Below are 15,317 nucleotides of genomic sequence, written 5' to 3'. Positions count from 1 at the left end.
CAATGACCACCAAGGACATGGAATACGGCCAGGATGACAAGACGGTCATCCTCAACCGCCAGGGCGAATCCCGGGCGAACAGCCCACTGACCGATTTCAGCTCGGCACCGAAATTCGAGCAGCTGGAAGAACGCATGATCTTCGCCGCGCGCCTGCGCCCGGCGGAGACCTTCAACATCAGCCTCAACCCGCTGGTGGCCGCGGCCTCCTCGCTGCTCTCGGAAGTGGTGCGCCTCAAGCACAGCTTCGAAGGCGAAGACCTGGACCTGCTCAACCAGCGCCTGACCCGCGAGATCAAGCTGTTCGAGCACCAGGCCCTGCACGAAGGCGCTGAAAGCAGCCAGGTGATGGCCGCGCGCTACGTGCTGTGCACCGTGGTCGACGAGGCCGTGGTAACCACCCCCTGGGGAAACGAGAGCGAATGGTCGCAGATGAGCCTGCTGTCGAGCTTCCACAACGAGACCTTCGGTGGTGAGAAGTTCTTCCAGCTGCTGGAGCGCCTGTCGCGCAACCCGGTCAAGCACCTGCCGATGCTGGAGCTGATGTACCTGTGCCTGTCGCTCGGCTTCGAGGGCAAGTACCGCGTGCTGCAGCGCGGCATGCTCGAGCTGGAAGCGGTGCGTGACAGCCTGTACCGGCAGATCCGTCAGATGCGTGGCGACGTGCCGCGCGAAGTGTCGCCGCACTGGCAGGGGCTCAAGGACACCCGCCGGCGCCTGGTGCGCATCGTGCCGTGGTGGCTGGTGGCGCTGTTCACCCTGATGTGCCTGACCGTGATGTACGGCGGCTTCGCCTGGGTGCTGGGCGAGCAACGCGACACCATTCTCAAGCCTTACCAGCAACTCGACCCGTCTTCGGGTGTCAGCATGGATGACGTGAAATGAAGAGCTTCTTCGCCAAACTTGGCGCCTTTTTCCGCAAGACCTGGGTCTGGAGCCTGCTCCTGGTTCTGGTCCTCGCGTTGCTGGTGTGGTTCGTCGGGCCCTTGCTCGCCGTCAGCGACTACAAGTTCTGGGAGTCGGCCACCAGCCGCCTGCTGACCATCAGCGCGCTGTTCCTGATCTGGGGCCTGGCGATGGTCTTCGCCAGCTGGCGCAGCACCGCCCGCAAGAAGGCCGAAGAAAACGACGCCGACGCCCAGGAGCGCCTGCGCCGCGAAGAGCAGATCAGCGAAGAACAGGCTGAACTGCGCCATCGCTTCAAGGACGCCCTGCGCACCCTCAAGCGCTCCAGCCTGTACCGTGGCCGCAGCGAACGCTGGCGCAACCACCTGCCCTGGTACCTGATCCTGGGCCCCCAGGGCAGCGGCAAGACCAGCCTGCTGGACTTCTCGGGCCTGGAGTTCCCGCTCAACCGCGGTGACCAGCAGCGCCTGACCAAGGACGTGTCCGGCACCCGCTACGCCGACTGGTACTTCGCTGACCACGCCGTGCTGATCGACACCGCCGGCCGCTACCTGACCCAGCCCGACCCGCAGGTCGATGGCCGCGCCTGGAGCACCCTGCTCGGCCTGCTGCGCCAGCGCCGCGCCCGTCCGCTCAATGGCGTGCTGGTCAACATCCCGGTGGAACAGCTGCAAGCCGGCAGCGAGACCGAGCTGGAAGTGCTGGCCCGCCAGACCCGCCAGCGCCTGCAGGACATCCACCAGCGCCTGGGCGCCGACGTACCGGTCTACCTGGTGCTGAGCAAGGCCGACAAGATCCTCGGCTTCGACGAGTTCTTCGATCAACTGTCGCGCGAAGAAAGCGAGCAGGTTCTGGGCACCAGCTTCCGCAAGGAGCAGAACGCCACCGACGCCGCCGTGGTCCGCCAGGAGTTCGAAGAACTGCTGCGCCGCCTGAACAGCCAGGTGATCCTGCGCATGCACCAGGAGCGCGACACCCAGCGCCGTGGCCGCATCCTCGACTTCCCGCACCAGTTGGGTCAGATCGGCGAGCGCCTGTGCCTGTTCGTCGAGCTGGCCTTTGCCGGCAACCGTTACCAGCGCGCCAGCAAGCTGCGTGGTTTCTACCTGACTAGCGCACCGCAGTTGAACGAACAGCTCGATCCGCTGACCGCCGGTATCGGTCGCAACCTCGGCCTGGCCGGCAGCGCCCTGCCGACCTTCCGCACCGGCCGTGCACGCTTCATCCAGCACCTGCTCAGCCGGGTGATCTTCCCGGAAGCCGACCTGGCGGGCCTGGACGAGAAAGAAGTGCGACGCATCGACTGGGGCCAGCGCGCCATGTACGCCACCGCCTTCGGCGTGCTGGCACTGTTCGGCGTGCTGTGGGCCACCGGCTTCTCGGCCAACCACGGCCGCCTGGAAGACCTGCGCGAGATCGCCCAGAACCTGACCCGTCAGCACGACGCCATCAGCGCCCAGGACGATGCCCTGCAGACCCTCAAGGCACTGGACAGCAGCTACGCCTCGACCCAGGTGTTCCCGCCCAAGGGCGATGCCTCCTTCCTGCAGCGCACCGGCCTGTACCAGGGTGAAGAGGTCAACCCGGCGCTCTACTCCACCTACCGCGCCGAGCTGGAAAACCTGCTGCTGCCGCGTGTGGCACGTCAGCTGGAAGTGCAGGTGCGTGCCAACCTGAACGACCGCGAACGCCTGCTCAACAGCCTGCGTGCGTACCTGATGCTGAACCTCGAAGAACGTCGCGATGCCGGCTTCCTCAAGGACTGGGTCGCCGCCGACTGGTCGCTGCGCTATGCCGGCAACAGCCCGGCCCAGCATGGCCTGAACACCCACTTCGCCCGCCTGCTGGACGAGTCCTTCGCACCCTACGCGCTCAACGCCCAGCTGGTCTCCCAGGCCCGCCAGGTGCTGCGCAGCGAGTCGCTGGCCAACGTCGTCTACCGCATGCTGCGCGAACAGGCCCGCAGCCTGCCGGAGTACCGCCTGAGCCAGAAACTCGGCCCGCAGGCCGCGCTGGTGGTGGGCAGCGACTACACCATCCCGGGCTTCTACACCCAGAACGGCTACAACAAGACCTTCACCGCCCAGGGCGCCAGCCTGGTGCGTGACATCCTGCGCGACAACTGGGTCCTGGGCGAAGGCGAAACCCTCAGCGCCGGCGACCTCAGCCGCCTGATGGTGGAGCTGGAGCAGCTGTACTTCCGCGACTACGGCAACTACTGGGGCGAGGCCATCGCCCAGCTCACCCTGGAGCCGATCGACAGCACGGGCCGTGGCGCCATGATGATCAGCGGCCTGACCGCCGCCAACTCGCCGCTGCTGCAACTGCTGGTGGAAATCCGCGATAACACCCGCTTCAAGGGCCTGGCCGAAGCCGCCGACGAAGCCGGTGCCGCGGCCGAAGCCCTGGAAGGCACCAAAGGCAAGCTGGGCCAGGCGGCCAAGCTGGCCACCGCGGCAGCCGAGCAAGCGCAGAAAGCCCTGGCGCAGAACGCACCGGATACCGCTCGCCGCACCCTGGAGCGCCGCTTCGAAACCCTGCACAAGCTGCTCGACGACAACGGCGGCGCCGGTGTCGAGCTGGCCGCAGGCCTGCAGGCCCTGGACGAGCTGCAGCGTCAGTTGGCCAGCCTGAGCAACGCCGGTGCCAGTGACCAGGCCGCCTTCGAAATGGCCAAGGCGCGCATGGGCGGCAAGCGCGACGCCATCAACCAGGTGCGCAGCGCCGCCGCACGCCTGCCGCAGCCGATCGGCAACTGGCTGGCGGTGCTGGCCGAGGACAGCTGGAGCCTGGTGTTGAACGACGCCTACCACTTCCTCAACCAGCGCTACCAGAGCGAGCTCTACGCCGCCTACGACAACTCGCTGAAACAGCGCTACCCGTTCAGCGCCCACAGCGAAAGCGACGTGGCCGTGGCGGACTTCCGCGAGTTCTTCAAGGCCCAAGGCATCGCCGAGCGCTTCTTCGACAGCTACCTGCGTCCGTTCGTCAGCGGCAGCGCCGACGAGTACCGCCTGCGCCGTGTCGATGGCCGCGGCCTGCCGCTGTCGCGCGAGTTCCTCCTGCAGATGAGCCGTGCCCAGGTCATCCGCCGCAGCTTCTTCGCCGAGAACCCGGCCGAACCGCAGGTGCTGTTCAAGCTCGAACCGTACTCGCTGGATTCCAGCCTGAGCCGTGCCGACTTCCGCTTCGGCAAGCAGCAACTGGAGTACCGCCATGGCCCGATCGTCGCCACCTCCTTCCGCTGGCCCGCCGCGGCCGAAGAAGACCGCACCAGCCTGGTGGTCGAGGAACTGGGCGGCCGCCGCGTCGGCATCGAGAAGAACACCGGCCCCTGGTCGCTGTTCCGCCTGCTCGACCTGATGGACGTCGACTACCACAGTGGCCGTGACGTACTGATCCTCAAGGCCGACCTGGGTGGCCTGCGGGCGAACTACCTGCTGCACAGCCAGCGCTCGCCGAACCCGTTCGACATCGGCATGCTGCGCAGCTTCAAACTGCCGGCGATGCTCTGATGGAGCAAGTCGTCAACGCCTGGCGCAGCGCGGCGCGCACCGACACCGGCAAGGTGCGGGCGCGCAACGAGGATGCCTTCCTGGCCCTGCCCGAACAGGGGCTGTGGGTCGTCGCCGACGGCATGGGGGGGCACCAGAACGGTGCCCTGGCCAGCCGCCTGGTGGTCGAGCACCTGGCCGAGCTGCCCGCCGAAGGCGGTCTGACGCAACGCCTGGCGCAGGTGCGCCAGGTGCTGCACCGTCTGAACCACCGCCTGGGCCAGGAGCTGACCGTCACTGCCGACCGACCGGATACGCTGATCGGCACCACGGTGGTGGCGCTGCTCATGGACGGTGATCGCGCCGCCTGCGTCTGGGCCGGCGACAGCCGCTGCTACCTGTGGCGCGCCTCGCGCCTGTACCAGTTGAGCCGCGATCACTCGCTGATCCAGCAACTGATCGACGAGCAAGGCATGACGCCCCAGGAAGCCGCGCGCAACCCGGCCGCCCACGCCCTGACCCGGGCCATCGGCGCCAGCGAAACCCTGCAGCTGGACATCCTCGAACTCGACGTGCTGCCCGGCGATGTGTTCCTGCTGTGCAGCGACGGCCTCTACCAGGGGCTGTCAGCCAACGACCTGGGCGCCGCCCTCAACCTGCCCTCGCCGCACCTGGCCGTCGAGCGCCTGTTCCAGCAGGTACTCGACGGTCCGGCGCGCGATAACCTCAGTGCCGTGGTGATCCGTCAATGAGCGATGCAGCCGAAGCCAGCGACCTCACCTACTTCGCCCTGGCCGCCACCTCGGTCAGCCCACCGCAGCCAGAGGCGCCCCGGGTAGCACCCGGCGAGCTGCCCGAGGTGCTGGGTGGCCGCTACCGCATCGAGCGCCTGCTCGGCGTCGGCGGCATGGGCGCGGTGTACCGGGCACGCGATCTGCTGCGTGAGCAGTTCGGCGACCCGGAACCCTACGTAGCGCTGAAGACCCTGAGCGACGACTTCGCCGAATACCCGGACGCCAATGCCCTGCTGTACAGCGAGTTCGCCCTCACTGCGAGGCTCAACCACCGCCATGTGGTGCGCCTGTTCGGCTTCGAGGTGGACATCCCCAGCCAGCGCTCCTTCATCACCATGGAGCTGCTGCGCGGCCTGACCCTCGACCAGTTGCTCTGCGAGCGCCCGGAAGGCGTGTCCTGGCAGGAGCTGCGGGGCATCGCCATCCCGCTGCTCGAAGCGCTGTGCTATTCCCACGAGCGGGGGGTGCTGCATGGCGATCTGAAACCCAGCAATGTGATGCTGGCCGACGACGGCCTGCGTCTGTTCGATTATGGTCTGGGGCAGTCCGTAGAGGGTCTGCTACCGGGCCTGCCTCGGCTGTGCCGCAGCCGTTTCGCCGCCTGGACGCCGCGCTACGCGGCACTGGAGCTGCTGGACGGTGCGCCACTGTCGGCCGCCGCGGACGTGTATGCCCTGGCCTGCGTGCTGGTGGAACTGGCCAGCGGGCAACACCCGTTCCGCCGCCTCAGCGCCCGGCAGGCCAAGAGCATGGAACTGGACAAGCAGCTGCAACGGCCGGCCCATCTGCCGCTGCACTGCTGGCAGGCACTGCGCACGGCGCTGGCTTTCGACGAAAGCGAGCGGCACATCAGCTGTGCCGAGCTGCTTGATGCGTTTCAACGCCAGCAACCGTCACGTCTGTGGCGCTGGCTGGGCAAGGCCTGAACGCCCTAAATGGATGCCCTCGAGACAAGGAGTTGATCATGTTTAATGCGGCCAACGAAACTCACTTCAGCCTGAACATCGACGGTCTGGAACATGACCTGCAAGTGCTTGAATTCACCGGCCGCGAAGCGGTCAGCCAACCCTACCTGTTCGAGGTGGAGCTGATCAGCGAGAAGGCCGATCTCGACCTGAAAGGGCTGCTGCACCAGAAAACCTTTCTGGCCCTGAGCCCGTCCGGCAGCGGCATCCACGGGCTGATCCATCGCGCCGAACAGGGCGAGTCCGGCAAGCGCCTCACGCGCTACCGCCTGGCCATCGTCCCGCAACTGGCCTACCTGGCGCACCGCACCAACCAGCGCATCTTCCAGCACCTCACCGTGCAACAGATCATCACCCTGGTCCTGGAAGAACACGGCATCGTCGAGGGCGCCTACCGCTTCCAGTTCGGTCCGACCGTCTACCCCGAACGCGACTACTGCGTGCAGTACGACGAGACCGACCTGCACTTCATCCAGCGCCTGTGCGAGGAAGAAGGCATTCACTACCACTTCCAGCACAGCGCCGAGGGCCACGTGCTGGTGTTCGGCGACGAGCAGAGCGTATTCGCCAAGTTGGGCCGGCCCACCGCCTACATCCAGGACAGCGGCATGACCGCGGACGAGCCGGTGATCAAGCGCCTCAAGCTGCGCCTGGAAACCCGCACCCGCAGCATCACCCGCCGCGACTACGATTTCGAACAACCGCGCCTGCTGCTGGAGGCCGCGTACCAGGGCGAAAAGCCGGAAGAAAACCAGTCCCTGCCGGACCTGGAAGATTACGACTACCCGGGCCGCTACACCGACCGTACCCGCGGCAAGCACCTGTCCAAGCGTGCCCTCGAACGGCACCGCGCCGATTACCGCCTGGCCGAAGGGCAGAGCGACCAGCCGCAACTGGTCACCGGCCACCTGCTGGAAATCTCCGAGCACCCGCGCAGCGAGTGGAACGACCTGTGGCTGCTCACCGAGGTGCTGCACGAAGGCAAGCAGCCTCAGGTACTGGAAGAGTCGATCACCAACACCTCGTCGATTCGCAAGGGCCTGTCCGCCCTCATTCCCGGCCTCGGCGGCGAACGCCCGGCCACCAACGGTGATGACTTCCAGCAGGGCTATCGCAACCGCTTCCTCGCCACGCCCTGGGAAGTACCCTATCGACCGGCCCTGACCCACCCCAGGCCGCGGGTGCTGGGCAGCCAGACCGCCGTGGTCACCGGCCCTGCCGGCGAAGAAATCCATTGCGACGAATACGGCCGGATCAAAGTGCAGTTCTTCTGGGACCGCGAAGGCCAGGCCGATGAAAAGACCAGTTGCTGGCTGCGCGTATCCAGCAGCTGGGCCGGCGACCGCTATGGCGCGATCACCATCCCGCGCATCGGCATGGAGGTACTGGTCACTTTCCTCGAAGGCGATCCCGACCAACCGCTGGTGACCGGTTGCCTGTACCACGCCGAACACGTGGTGCCCTACGACCTGCCCGCGAACAAGACCCGTAGTGTGTTCAAGACCCTCAGCAGTCCCGGCGGTGGCGGCTACAACGAACTGCGCATCGAAGACCGCAAGGGTGCCGAGCAGATCTACATCCACGCCCAGCGCGACTGGGACGAGAACATCGAAAACGACCAAAAGATCCGCGTCGGCCACGAACGCCACGACACCGTCGAAGCCAACAGCTACACCGAGCTGCTGGCCGAGGAACACCTGACCGTCACCGCCGAGCGCAAGGTCGAAGTGAAGCCGCAGGACCACCTGACCGTGGCCACCGACCAGCACATCAAGCTGGGTACCGCCCAGCTGACCAAGGCTGGCCGCGAAATTCACCTCAAGGCCGGGCAGAAGATGGTCATCGAAGCCGGTACCGAACTGACCCTCAAGGCCGGCGGCAGCTTCATCAAACTCGACCCGGGCGGCATCACCATCAGCGGCCCCCAGGCCAGGATCAACGCCGGCGGCTCGCCGGGCAAAGGCTCGGGGATCGGCATCAAGCCACCGGTGCTGCCGGGGGCGGCGGATAGCGACAAGGCGGGGAGTCTGTTGGAGCAGGCCTTAGGTAATTCGCTGACGCCCAAGGCAAAACCTAAACGCACGCTGAATTTCTCCGGTTAACAGGGATCAAGCACGAGCCATCTTCACGCCCGTGAACAAGGACTATCACCATGGCAGACAACAAACCGATCAACTGGGCCTATCCGTTCCCGAGCAAGGAAACGAATGCCAATTCGCTGCAGCTTCTGACACAGATGGCCAAGGCCAAGAGTGGCTACTACCCAACCGGAGAGAATGGTTTGTGGCACGGCGGCGTGCATTTCGATGAAGGCACCGCAGCGGTATTTGATCAGTCCAGCGTCCGCTGCATTGCAGACGGTGAAGTGATTGCCTATCGGATCGATGACAAATACCCGATCAGCGAATTTACCGATGAAATTCCCCGCATCACGTCAGCGCCCTTCTCCACCGGGTTCGTTCTAGTCAAACATACGCTCCGGCCGCCTCAGCCTAAAAAAGCCGCAGGCGATACGGCCGCTGAGCAAGAGCCGCCGAAGCTGACCTTCTACAGCTTGTACATGCATTTGCAGGATTGGGCTGGCTATCAGGCCAAACCAGATCTGCCACGACCGGCGTTCTGGGAAGCCCAGAGTTACATCGTTAATACCCAAAGCGGCGGCCTCGGCGTCCGTGCGAGTCCCAGTACCAACTCCGCCAGATTGTCCGAACTCTCCAAAGGTGCAGAAATCACGGTGAGCGCCGCGGAAGGTGAGTTCGTCAAACTCGTCAGCGTCATCAGTGGGACAACCAGCACGACCCTCACAGCAGATAGCGAAGGCAATCTTCCGGGTTATGTTTCCTCTAAGCTTCTTAAAGCCAAAAGTGAACCCAAGGGCCCGGATCAAGTGATCGTGCTGAGTGAGGGAATCGAGATCAAAGCTGGTGAGCTGATCGGGCACCCTGGCGTCTATCAAAACCACGGCGAGGCTGCTCATCCACTGGTACACCTTGAGGTCTTCAGCTGTGAAGATGTGCCCGGCTTCATTGCCCAGAGCCGCGCATGGGCAAATCAGCTACCTGATGATCAGAAAACGTTGCTCAAGGTCCACAAAGGCGCCAGTAAGCTGATCACGCATCGGGACGATATCACCGCCGAAAATCCGCCCAAGCTCAGTGATGCAGGTCGTGAGGTTGGTGTAGACCTGATCATTCCTCAAGCACTTCTGGATGGCCTGCCAGCAGCAAACAAGATTCAGGTCAAATCCCCTGTAGAAGGCAGCACCACGCCCAGCACAACCTACTGGTGGCGGTTGGACAATTTGCTTGCTGACAAAGACGGTAATCCCATCAATGGCTGGCTCGCCGAACAAGACCTGATCACTACTCGGCATAGCCCTTGGGAATGGCAGGATTTTCAATGGGTGGAAGATACCGGGACGCCCTTGGAAACTGGCCTACAACTTCAACGCCAAGGGTATGCTGAGTGCAGAAGAAAAGCAGAACTATCGCGCCCAGATCAGCAAGGCCGATGGTGGCCCTATCGTAGCCCTAGCGCGACTCTACGATATCGTCGATACCGATAACGATGGCGTACTGACTAGCAGGGAAATGCGGGCAGCCTTAGCAAAGCCGTGGCATGCTCAAGTACTTGGGCAACTGATCGTTAAGTACGAAAGCGAGTGGCATTGGAATAAGGCGAAATGGGACGAACTTGATCCATTATTGGCGGATGAGAACGGCCAGAAACATCAGAGTTGGGAAGTAGAGAAGCAGCGAATTGAAAAGCTGAGCTGGTGGCGTGAACTGGCATTAAAGCATGGGATTAGTGGAGAAGGCAAAGCTTGGCATTTCCAAGCTGCATTGATGCTGGTGCATCTCACTAAAAACTGCCCTCCGAAATGCAAAGTAGATACATATCAAATGGATACCACTGTAGGTATATTTACTGTATCGAAAAAATTATTTGAGTATATTTTGGAGACTGAAAGCTACCGTGAATTCCCATACGCTCTTCCTGATGAATCAAGTGGAATAACCATCGGATATGGGTATGATCTTGGGCATCAAACAGCAGGGGCTATAGACAGAGAACTTTCAGACATATATACGCCTGCAGAAATTAGCATTCTAAAGACAGCTCAGGGCTTGAAGGGGGCTGCCGCCAGAAACCATCTCTCTCATGTCATGCACATATCAATTAGCCAAGATAACGCTATGAAACTGGCAGTAACAATGAAGAAGCGATACGCGCAACAAGTTGTCGACGTATATCCACAAGCAATTAATTTGCATCCAGACTGCCAAGGTGCGCTTTTGTCATTGGTTATAAATCGGGGAAATTCTTTTACCCGCCCAAGCGTTGAATCTAGAAAAGAGATGACTGAAATACGAGACGACTTTGATCTTGGCAACATTCACTTAATACCAGGTCGAATTAGAAGCATGAAAAGACTCTGGACTGACGCCACTAATAGAGGCGTTGCGATCAGGCGTGAAAGAGAGGCCGTATATTTTGAGAGTTCTATGGAATGCAAGTGCTGGGATTGATATGAAATATATAATTTTTATTAGCATGAATTTCTTACTCCTTTATTGGAACAATGCATATGCTGCCACTCCTGAATTTTGCAATAGCATTGCCACTGCAGACATTAACAGGTGCGCTGACCATCTATTAAATAGGTCCGACAAAAAACTTAATGATAAATACAAGGAACTCTTGACATCATTACAACCCAACTTAAAAGAAATTTTGATAAGATCCCAAAAATCTTGGATTTCCTATAGAGATACAACATGCCAGATATACCAGCCTGATTCTGAGGGAAAATATTCAGATGGAAGCTACGCAGGGAATGAAGCTTATGCCGAGAAAAAACATTGTGAAACAGACATCACAGAAAGCCGAGTAATTGAAATTGAAACAATACTTAATGGCGGCACAAATCACCCCTACAACAAATCAAAGAAATATATAGCAAGAAAATTCTACCAAGATGACGTGAAAAAACTAAACCAAGAATTAATCAACCTTGCAAGAAAGAATGAGAACTGGTTGAGGTATGCAGATGAAAGTTGCAAATTGAACGAGCTCCTATTTAAGGAGGGAACGTCTAGCTGTCTTGCCAGGCTTGCTTTTTTTGATCAACCGACGGCCAACAACTAACCTTCTTAAGTTAAGGATTTTATTTTAAATGTACAAATCATTTTTTTCGCCAAAGCTGATGACCGTAATAGAGGGCAGACTTACTACGTTTTTACGATGTAAGAACGAAGGAAAACCATGAACTACTTAACAGTCGCTAGTCTTGTTCTTATTTCATTTAAAGCTTCAGCATATGGCAACCCCTTACCTGGTTCCCTGACTCTCTGCCGTGACGACGATGAGGTCTATTTTTCTTGCGTCACTAAGAGACTAAAAACAATCAGCCTTTGCGGGAACAGTGCAGATGGTGAGATTTCATCTTTAACATATTATTTTGGAAGCCCGAGCAATCTAGAACTCACCCAAAGCTCATCCCAAATAAATGGTTTTGAGCCCTTTCGATTTAATCACTACGCCCGATATGGAACTGACTATTCCAGAATAAGCTTTATTAGGGGCGGCTATAAATATGAAATCTACAGCAACTATGATGCGAATTTAGACCCAATGGAACGATCAGGCATTGTTGTCACCCCCTTAATAAATCCAACTGAAGAAATAGACATCGGGTGTGAACAGAAAATAATCGACAATATCACCCCCCTTTTTTCAACTTTGAAGTGTGATGACGAAAATGCACTAGGCTGCGCTAAATAGTGAATCGTCCCGGTTGCCCAGGTTCTGCAAAAAGCACTGCCGCATACAATGCAGGCTGCAGGCCCGGGTGGCCATAGCTGCAAAGTTCCTAGACATTTTGTCGTAGCGGGTGCCTATCTTGCGAATTTATTTTAACCGGCCAAACATCCGTTTAATGCCAGCACCAACTCCACCAGGTTGTCCGAACTAACCAAAGGTGCAGAAATTACGGTAGTTCCAACTGAATGAGGGTACGTCAAACTCGTCAGCATCATCAGCGGTACAGCCAGCCCGGCCCTCGCAGCAGATGGCGAAGGTGATCTTCCAGGTTATGCGTCCTCTAAGTATCTAAAAGCACAGAGTGAACCTAAAGGCCAAAATCAGGTGGTGTGCTGAGTGAGGGAATCGAGATCAAAGCTGGTGAGCTGATCGGGCACCCTGGCGTCTATCAAAACCACGGCGAGGCTGCTCATCCACTGGTACACCTTGAGGTCTTCAGCTGTGAAGATGTGCCCGGCTTCATTGCCCAGAGCCGCGCATGGGCAAATCAGCTACCTGATGATCAGAAAACGTTGCTCAAGGTCCACAAAGGCGCCAGTAAGCTGATCACGCATCGGGACGATATCACCGCCGAAAATCCGCCCAAGCTCAGTGATGCAGGTCGTGAGGTTGGTGTAGACCTGATCATTCCTCAAGCACTTCTGGATGGCCTGCCAGCAGCAAACAAGATTCAGGTCAAATCCCCTGTAGAAGGCAGCACCACGCCCAGCACAACCTACTGGTGGCGGTTGGACAATTTGCTTGCTGACAAAGACGGTAATCCCATCAATGGCTGGCTCGCCGAACAAGACCTGATCACTACTCGGCATAGCCCTTGGGAATGGCAGGATTTTCAATGGGTGGAAGATACCGGGACGCCCTTGGAAACTGGCCTACAACTTCAACGCCAAGGGTATGCTGAGTGCAGAAGAAAAGCAGAACTATCGCGCCCAGATCAGCAAGGCCGATGGTGGCCCTATCGTAGCCCTAGCGCGACTCTACGATATCGTCGATACCGATAACGATGGCGTACTGACTAGCAGGGAAATGCGGGCAGCCTTAGCAAAGCCGTGGCATGCTCAAGTACTTGGGCAACTGATCGTTAAGTACGAAAGCGAGTGGCATTGGAATAAGGCGAAATGGGACGAACTTGATCCATTATTGGCGGATGAGAACGGCCAGAAACATCAGAGTTGGGAAGTAGAGAAGCAGCGAATTGAAAAGCTGAGCTGGTGGCGTGAACTGGCATTAAAGCATGGGATTAGTGGAGAAGGCAAAGCTTGGCATTTCCAAGCTGCATTGATGCTGGTGCATCTCACTAAAAACTGCCCTCCGAAATGCAAAGTAGATACATATCAAATGGATACCACTGTAGGTATATTTACTGTATCGAAAAAATTATTTGAGTATATTTTGGAGACTGAAAGCTACCGTGAATTCCCATACGCTCTTCCTGATGAATCAAGTGGAATAACCATCGGATATGGGTATGATCTTGGGCATCAAACAGCAGGGGCTATAGACAGAGAACTTTCAGACATATATACGCCTGCAGAAATTAGCATTCTAAAGACAGCTCAGGGCTTGAAGGGGGCTGCCGCCAGAAACCATCTCTCTCATGTCATGCACATATCAATTAGCCAAGATAACGCTATGAAACTGGCAGTAACAATGAAGAAGCGATACGCGCAACAAGTTGTCGACGTATATCCACAAGCAATTAATTTGCATCCAGACTGCCAAGGTGCGCTTTTGTCATTGGTTATAAATCGGGGAAATTCTTTTACCCGCCCAAGCGTTGAATCTAGAAAAGAGATGACTGAAATACGAGACGACTTTGATCTTGGCAACATTCACTTAATACCAGGTCGAATTAGAAGCATGAAAAGACTCTGGACTGACGCCACTAATAGAGGCGTTGCGATCAGGCGTGAAAGAGAGGCCGTATATTTTGAGAGTTCTATGGAATGCAAGTGCTGGGATTGATATGAAATATATAATTTTTATTAGCATGAATTTCTTACTCCTTTATTGGAACAATGCATATGCTGCCACTCCTGAATTTTGCAATAGCATTGCCACTGCAGACATTAACAGGTGCGCTGACCATCTATTAAATAGGTCCGACAAAAAACTTAATGATAAATACAAGGAACTCTTGACATCATTACAACCCAACTTAAAAGAAATTTTGATAAGATCCCAAAAATCTTGGATTTCCTATAGAGATACAACATGCCAGATATACCAGCCTGATTCTGAGGGAAAATATTCAGATGGAAGCTACGCAGGGAATGAAGCTTATGCCGAGAAAAAACATTGTGAAACAGACATCACAGAAAGCCGAGTAATTGAAATTGAAACAATACTTAATGGCGGCACAAATCACCCCTACAACAAATCAAAGAAATATATAGCAAGAAAATTCTACCAAGATGACGTGAAAAAACTAAACCAAGAATTAATCAACCTTGCAAGAAAGAATGAGAACTGGTTGAGGTATGCAGATGAAAGTTGCAAATTGAACGAGCTCCTATTTAAGGAGGGAACGTCTAGCTGTCTTGCCAGGCTTGCTTTTTTTGATCAACCGACGGCCAACAACTAACCTTCTTAAGTTAAGGATTTTATTTTAAATGTACAAATCATTTTTTTCGCCAAAGCTGATGACCGTAATAGAGGGCAGACTTACTACGTTTTTACGATGTAAGAACGAAGGAAAACCATGAACTACTTAACAGTCGCTAGTCTTGTTCTTATTTCATTTAAAGCTTCAGCATATGGCAACCCCTTACCTGGTTCCCTGACTCTCTGCCGTGACGACGATGAGGTCTATTTTTCTTGCGTCACTAAGAGACTAAAAACAATCAGCCTTTGCGGGAACAGTGCAGATGGTGAGATTTCATCTTTAACATATTATTTTGGAAGCCCGAGCAATCTAGAACTCACCCAAAGCTCATCCCAAATAAATGGTTTTGAGCCCTTTCGATTTAATCACTACGCCCGATATGGAACTGACTATTCCAGAATAAGCTTTATTAGGGGCGGCTATAAATATGAAATCTACAGCAACTATGATGCGAATTTAGACCCAATGGAACGATCAGGCATTGTTGTCACCCCCTTAATAAATCCAACTGAAGAAATAGACATCGGGTGTGAACAGAAAATAATCGACAATATCACCCCCCTTTTTTCAACTTTGAAGTGTGATGACGAAAATGCACTAGGCTGCGCTAAATAGTGAATCGTCCCGGTTGCCCAGGTTCTGCAAAAAGCACTGCCGCATACAATGCAGGCTGCAGGCCCGGGTGGCCATAGCTGCAAAGTTCCTAGACATTTTGTCGTAGCGGGTGCCTA

General features: G+C 56.9%; 13 protein-coding genes. All 13 read left to right on the top strand.

Annotation, left to right across the window (positions count from 1 at the left end):
* Nucleotides 1–2: 2 nt before the first annotated feature.
* Nucleotides 3–884 carry a type IVB secretion system protein IcmH/DotU gene (icmH, locus tag N5C28_RS12995; protein WP_279822815.1) on the top strand — a complete coding sequence of 294 codons (882 nt, stop codon included), beginning with the start codon at nt 3–5 and terminating at the stop codon, nt 882–884.
* Nucleotides 881–4,420 (top strand): type VI secretion system membrane subunit TssM, encoded by a 3,540-nt coding sequence (gene tssM, locus N5C28_RS12990; RefSeq protein ID WP_279822813.1) that lies wholly within the window; start codon nt 881–883, stop codon nt 4,418–4,420. The genes icmH and tssM overlap by 4 nt, the downstream gene beginning before the upstream one ends.
* Nucleotides 4,420–5,151 (top strand): serine/threonine-protein phosphatase, encoded by a 732-nt coding sequence (locus N5C28_RS12985; protein ID WP_279822812.1) that lies wholly within the window; start codon nt 4,420–4,422, stop codon nt 5,149–5,151. Before tssM ends, N5C28_RS12985 begins: the two co-directional genes overlap by 1 nt.
* Nucleotides 5,148–6,119: a serine/threonine-protein kinase gene (locus N5C28_RS12980; protein ID WP_279822811.1), complete on the top strand. Its 972-nt coding sequence runs from the start codon at nt 5,148–5,150 to the stop codon at nt 6,117–6,119. Before N5C28_RS12985 ends, N5C28_RS12980 begins: the two co-directional genes overlap by 4 nt.
* 38 nt (nt 6,120–6,157) lie before the next feature.
* A complete protein-coding gene (gene tssI, locus N5C28_RS12975) occupies nt 6,158–8,260 on the top strand; it encodes a type VI secretion system tip protein TssI/VgrG (protein ID WP_279822809.1) in 2,103 nt (700 codons plus the stop codon).
* A 50-nt stretch (nt 8,261–8,310) separates the two neighbouring features.
* Complete coding sequence (locus N5C28_RS23870; RefSeq protein ID WP_347881264.1) at nt 8,311–9,723, top strand: SH3 domain-containing protein; 1,413 nt, start codon at nt 8,311–8,313, stop codon at nt 9,721–9,723.
* Nucleotides 9,617–10,687: a hypothetical protein gene (locus N5C28_RS23865; protein ID WP_279822807.1), complete on the top strand. Its 1,071-nt coding sequence runs from the start codon at nt 9,617–9,619 to the stop codon at nt 10,685–10,687. Before N5C28_RS23870 ends, N5C28_RS23865 begins: the two co-directional genes overlap by 107 nt.
* Nucleotides 10,688–10,712: 25 nt before the next feature.
* Nucleotides 10,713–11,306 carry a DUF1311 domain-containing protein gene (locus N5C28_RS12965; RefSeq protein ID WP_279822805.1) on the top strand — a complete coding sequence of 198 codons (594 nt, stop codon included), beginning with the start codon at nt 10,713–10,715 and terminating at the stop codon, nt 11,304–11,306.
* A 117-nt stretch (nt 11,307–11,423) separates the two neighbouring features.
* A complete protein-coding gene (locus tag N5C28_RS12960; RefSeq protein WP_279822803.1) occupies nt 11,424–11,942 on the top strand; it encodes a hypothetical protein in 519 nt (172 codons plus the stop codon).
* Between the two features lie 368 nt (nt 11,943–12,310).
* A complete protein-coding gene (locus N5C28_RS12955; protein WP_279822801.1) occupies nt 12,311–12,982 on the top strand; it encodes a hypothetical protein in 672 nt (223 codons plus the stop codon).
* Entirely contained in the window at nt 12,876–13,946 is a 1,071-nt protein-coding gene (locus N5C28_RS12950) for a hypothetical protein (protein WP_279822807.1), read from the top strand. The genes N5C28_RS12955 and N5C28_RS12950 overlap by 107 nt, the downstream gene beginning before the upstream one ends.
* 25 nt (nt 13,947–13,971) lie before the next feature.
* A complete protein-coding gene (locus N5C28_RS12945) occupies nt 13,972–14,565 on the top strand; it encodes a DUF1311 domain-containing protein (RefSeq protein WP_279822805.1) in 594 nt (197 codons plus the stop codon).
* A gap of 117 nt (nt 14,566–14,682) precedes the next feature.
* A complete protein-coding gene (locus tag N5C28_RS12940) occupies nt 14,683–15,201 on the top strand; it encodes a hypothetical protein (RefSeq protein WP_279822803.1) in 519 nt (172 codons plus the stop codon).
* Nucleotides 15,202–15,317: the final 116 nt, after the last annotated feature.

Origin of the sequence: Pseudomonas sp. GD03944 (assembly GCF_029839275.1) — a bacterium.
Classification (GTDB): Bacteria; Pseudomonadota; Gammaproteobacteria; order Pseudomonadales; family Pseudomonadaceae; genus Aquipseudomonas.
Note: the sequence above shows the minus strand (reverse complement) of the source record. Positions and strands in the feature narration are given on the sequence as shown.

Excerpts from the sequence above, each read along its gene's own strand:
- N5C28_RS12965 (WP_279822805.1), top strand. The coding sequence starts at position 10,713 with ATGAATTTCTTACTCCTTTATTGGAACAATGCATATGCTGCCACTCCT.
- N5C28_RS12960 (WP_279822803.1), top strand. The coding sequence starts at position 11,424 with ATGAACTACTTAACAGTCGCTAGTCTTGTTCTTATTTCATTTAAAGCT.
- icmH (WP_279822815.1), top strand. The coding sequence starts at position 3 with ATGACCACCAAGGACATGGAATACGGCCAGGATGACAAGACGGTCATC.
- N5C28_RS12945 (WP_279822805.1), top strand. The coding sequence starts at position 13,972 with ATGAATTTCTTACTCCTTTATTGGAACAATGCATATGCTGCCACTCCT.
- N5C28_RS12980 (WP_279822811.1), top strand. The coding sequence starts at position 5,148 with ATGAGCGATGCAGCCGAAGCCAGCGACCTCACCTACTTCGCCCTGGCC.
- N5C28_RS12950 (WP_279822807.1), top strand. The coding sequence starts at position 12,876 with ATGCTGAGTGCAGAAGAAAAGCAGAACTATCGCGCCCAGATCAGCAAG.
- N5C28_RS23865 (WP_279822807.1), top strand. The coding sequence starts at position 9,617 with ATGCTGAGTGCAGAAGAAAAGCAGAACTATCGCGCCCAGATCAGCAAG.
- N5C28_RS23870 (WP_347881264.1), top strand. The coding sequence starts at position 8,311 with ATGGCAGACAACAAACCGATCAACTGGGCCTATCCGTTCCCGAGCAAG.
- tssI (WP_279822809.1), top strand. The coding sequence starts at position 6,158 with ATGTTTAATGCGGCCAACGAAACTCACTTCAGCCTGAACATCGACGGT.
- N5C28_RS12940 (WP_279822803.1), top strand. The coding sequence starts at position 14,683 with ATGAACTACTTAACAGTCGCTAGTCTTGTTCTTATTTCATTTAAAGCT.
- tssM (WP_279822813.1), top strand. The coding sequence starts at position 881 with ATGAAGAGCTTCTTCGCCAAACTTGGCGCCTTTTTCCGCAAGACCTGG.
- N5C28_RS12985 (WP_279822812.1), top strand. The coding sequence starts at position 4,420 with ATGGAGCAAGTCGTCAACGCCTGGCGCAGCGCGGCGCGCACCGACACC.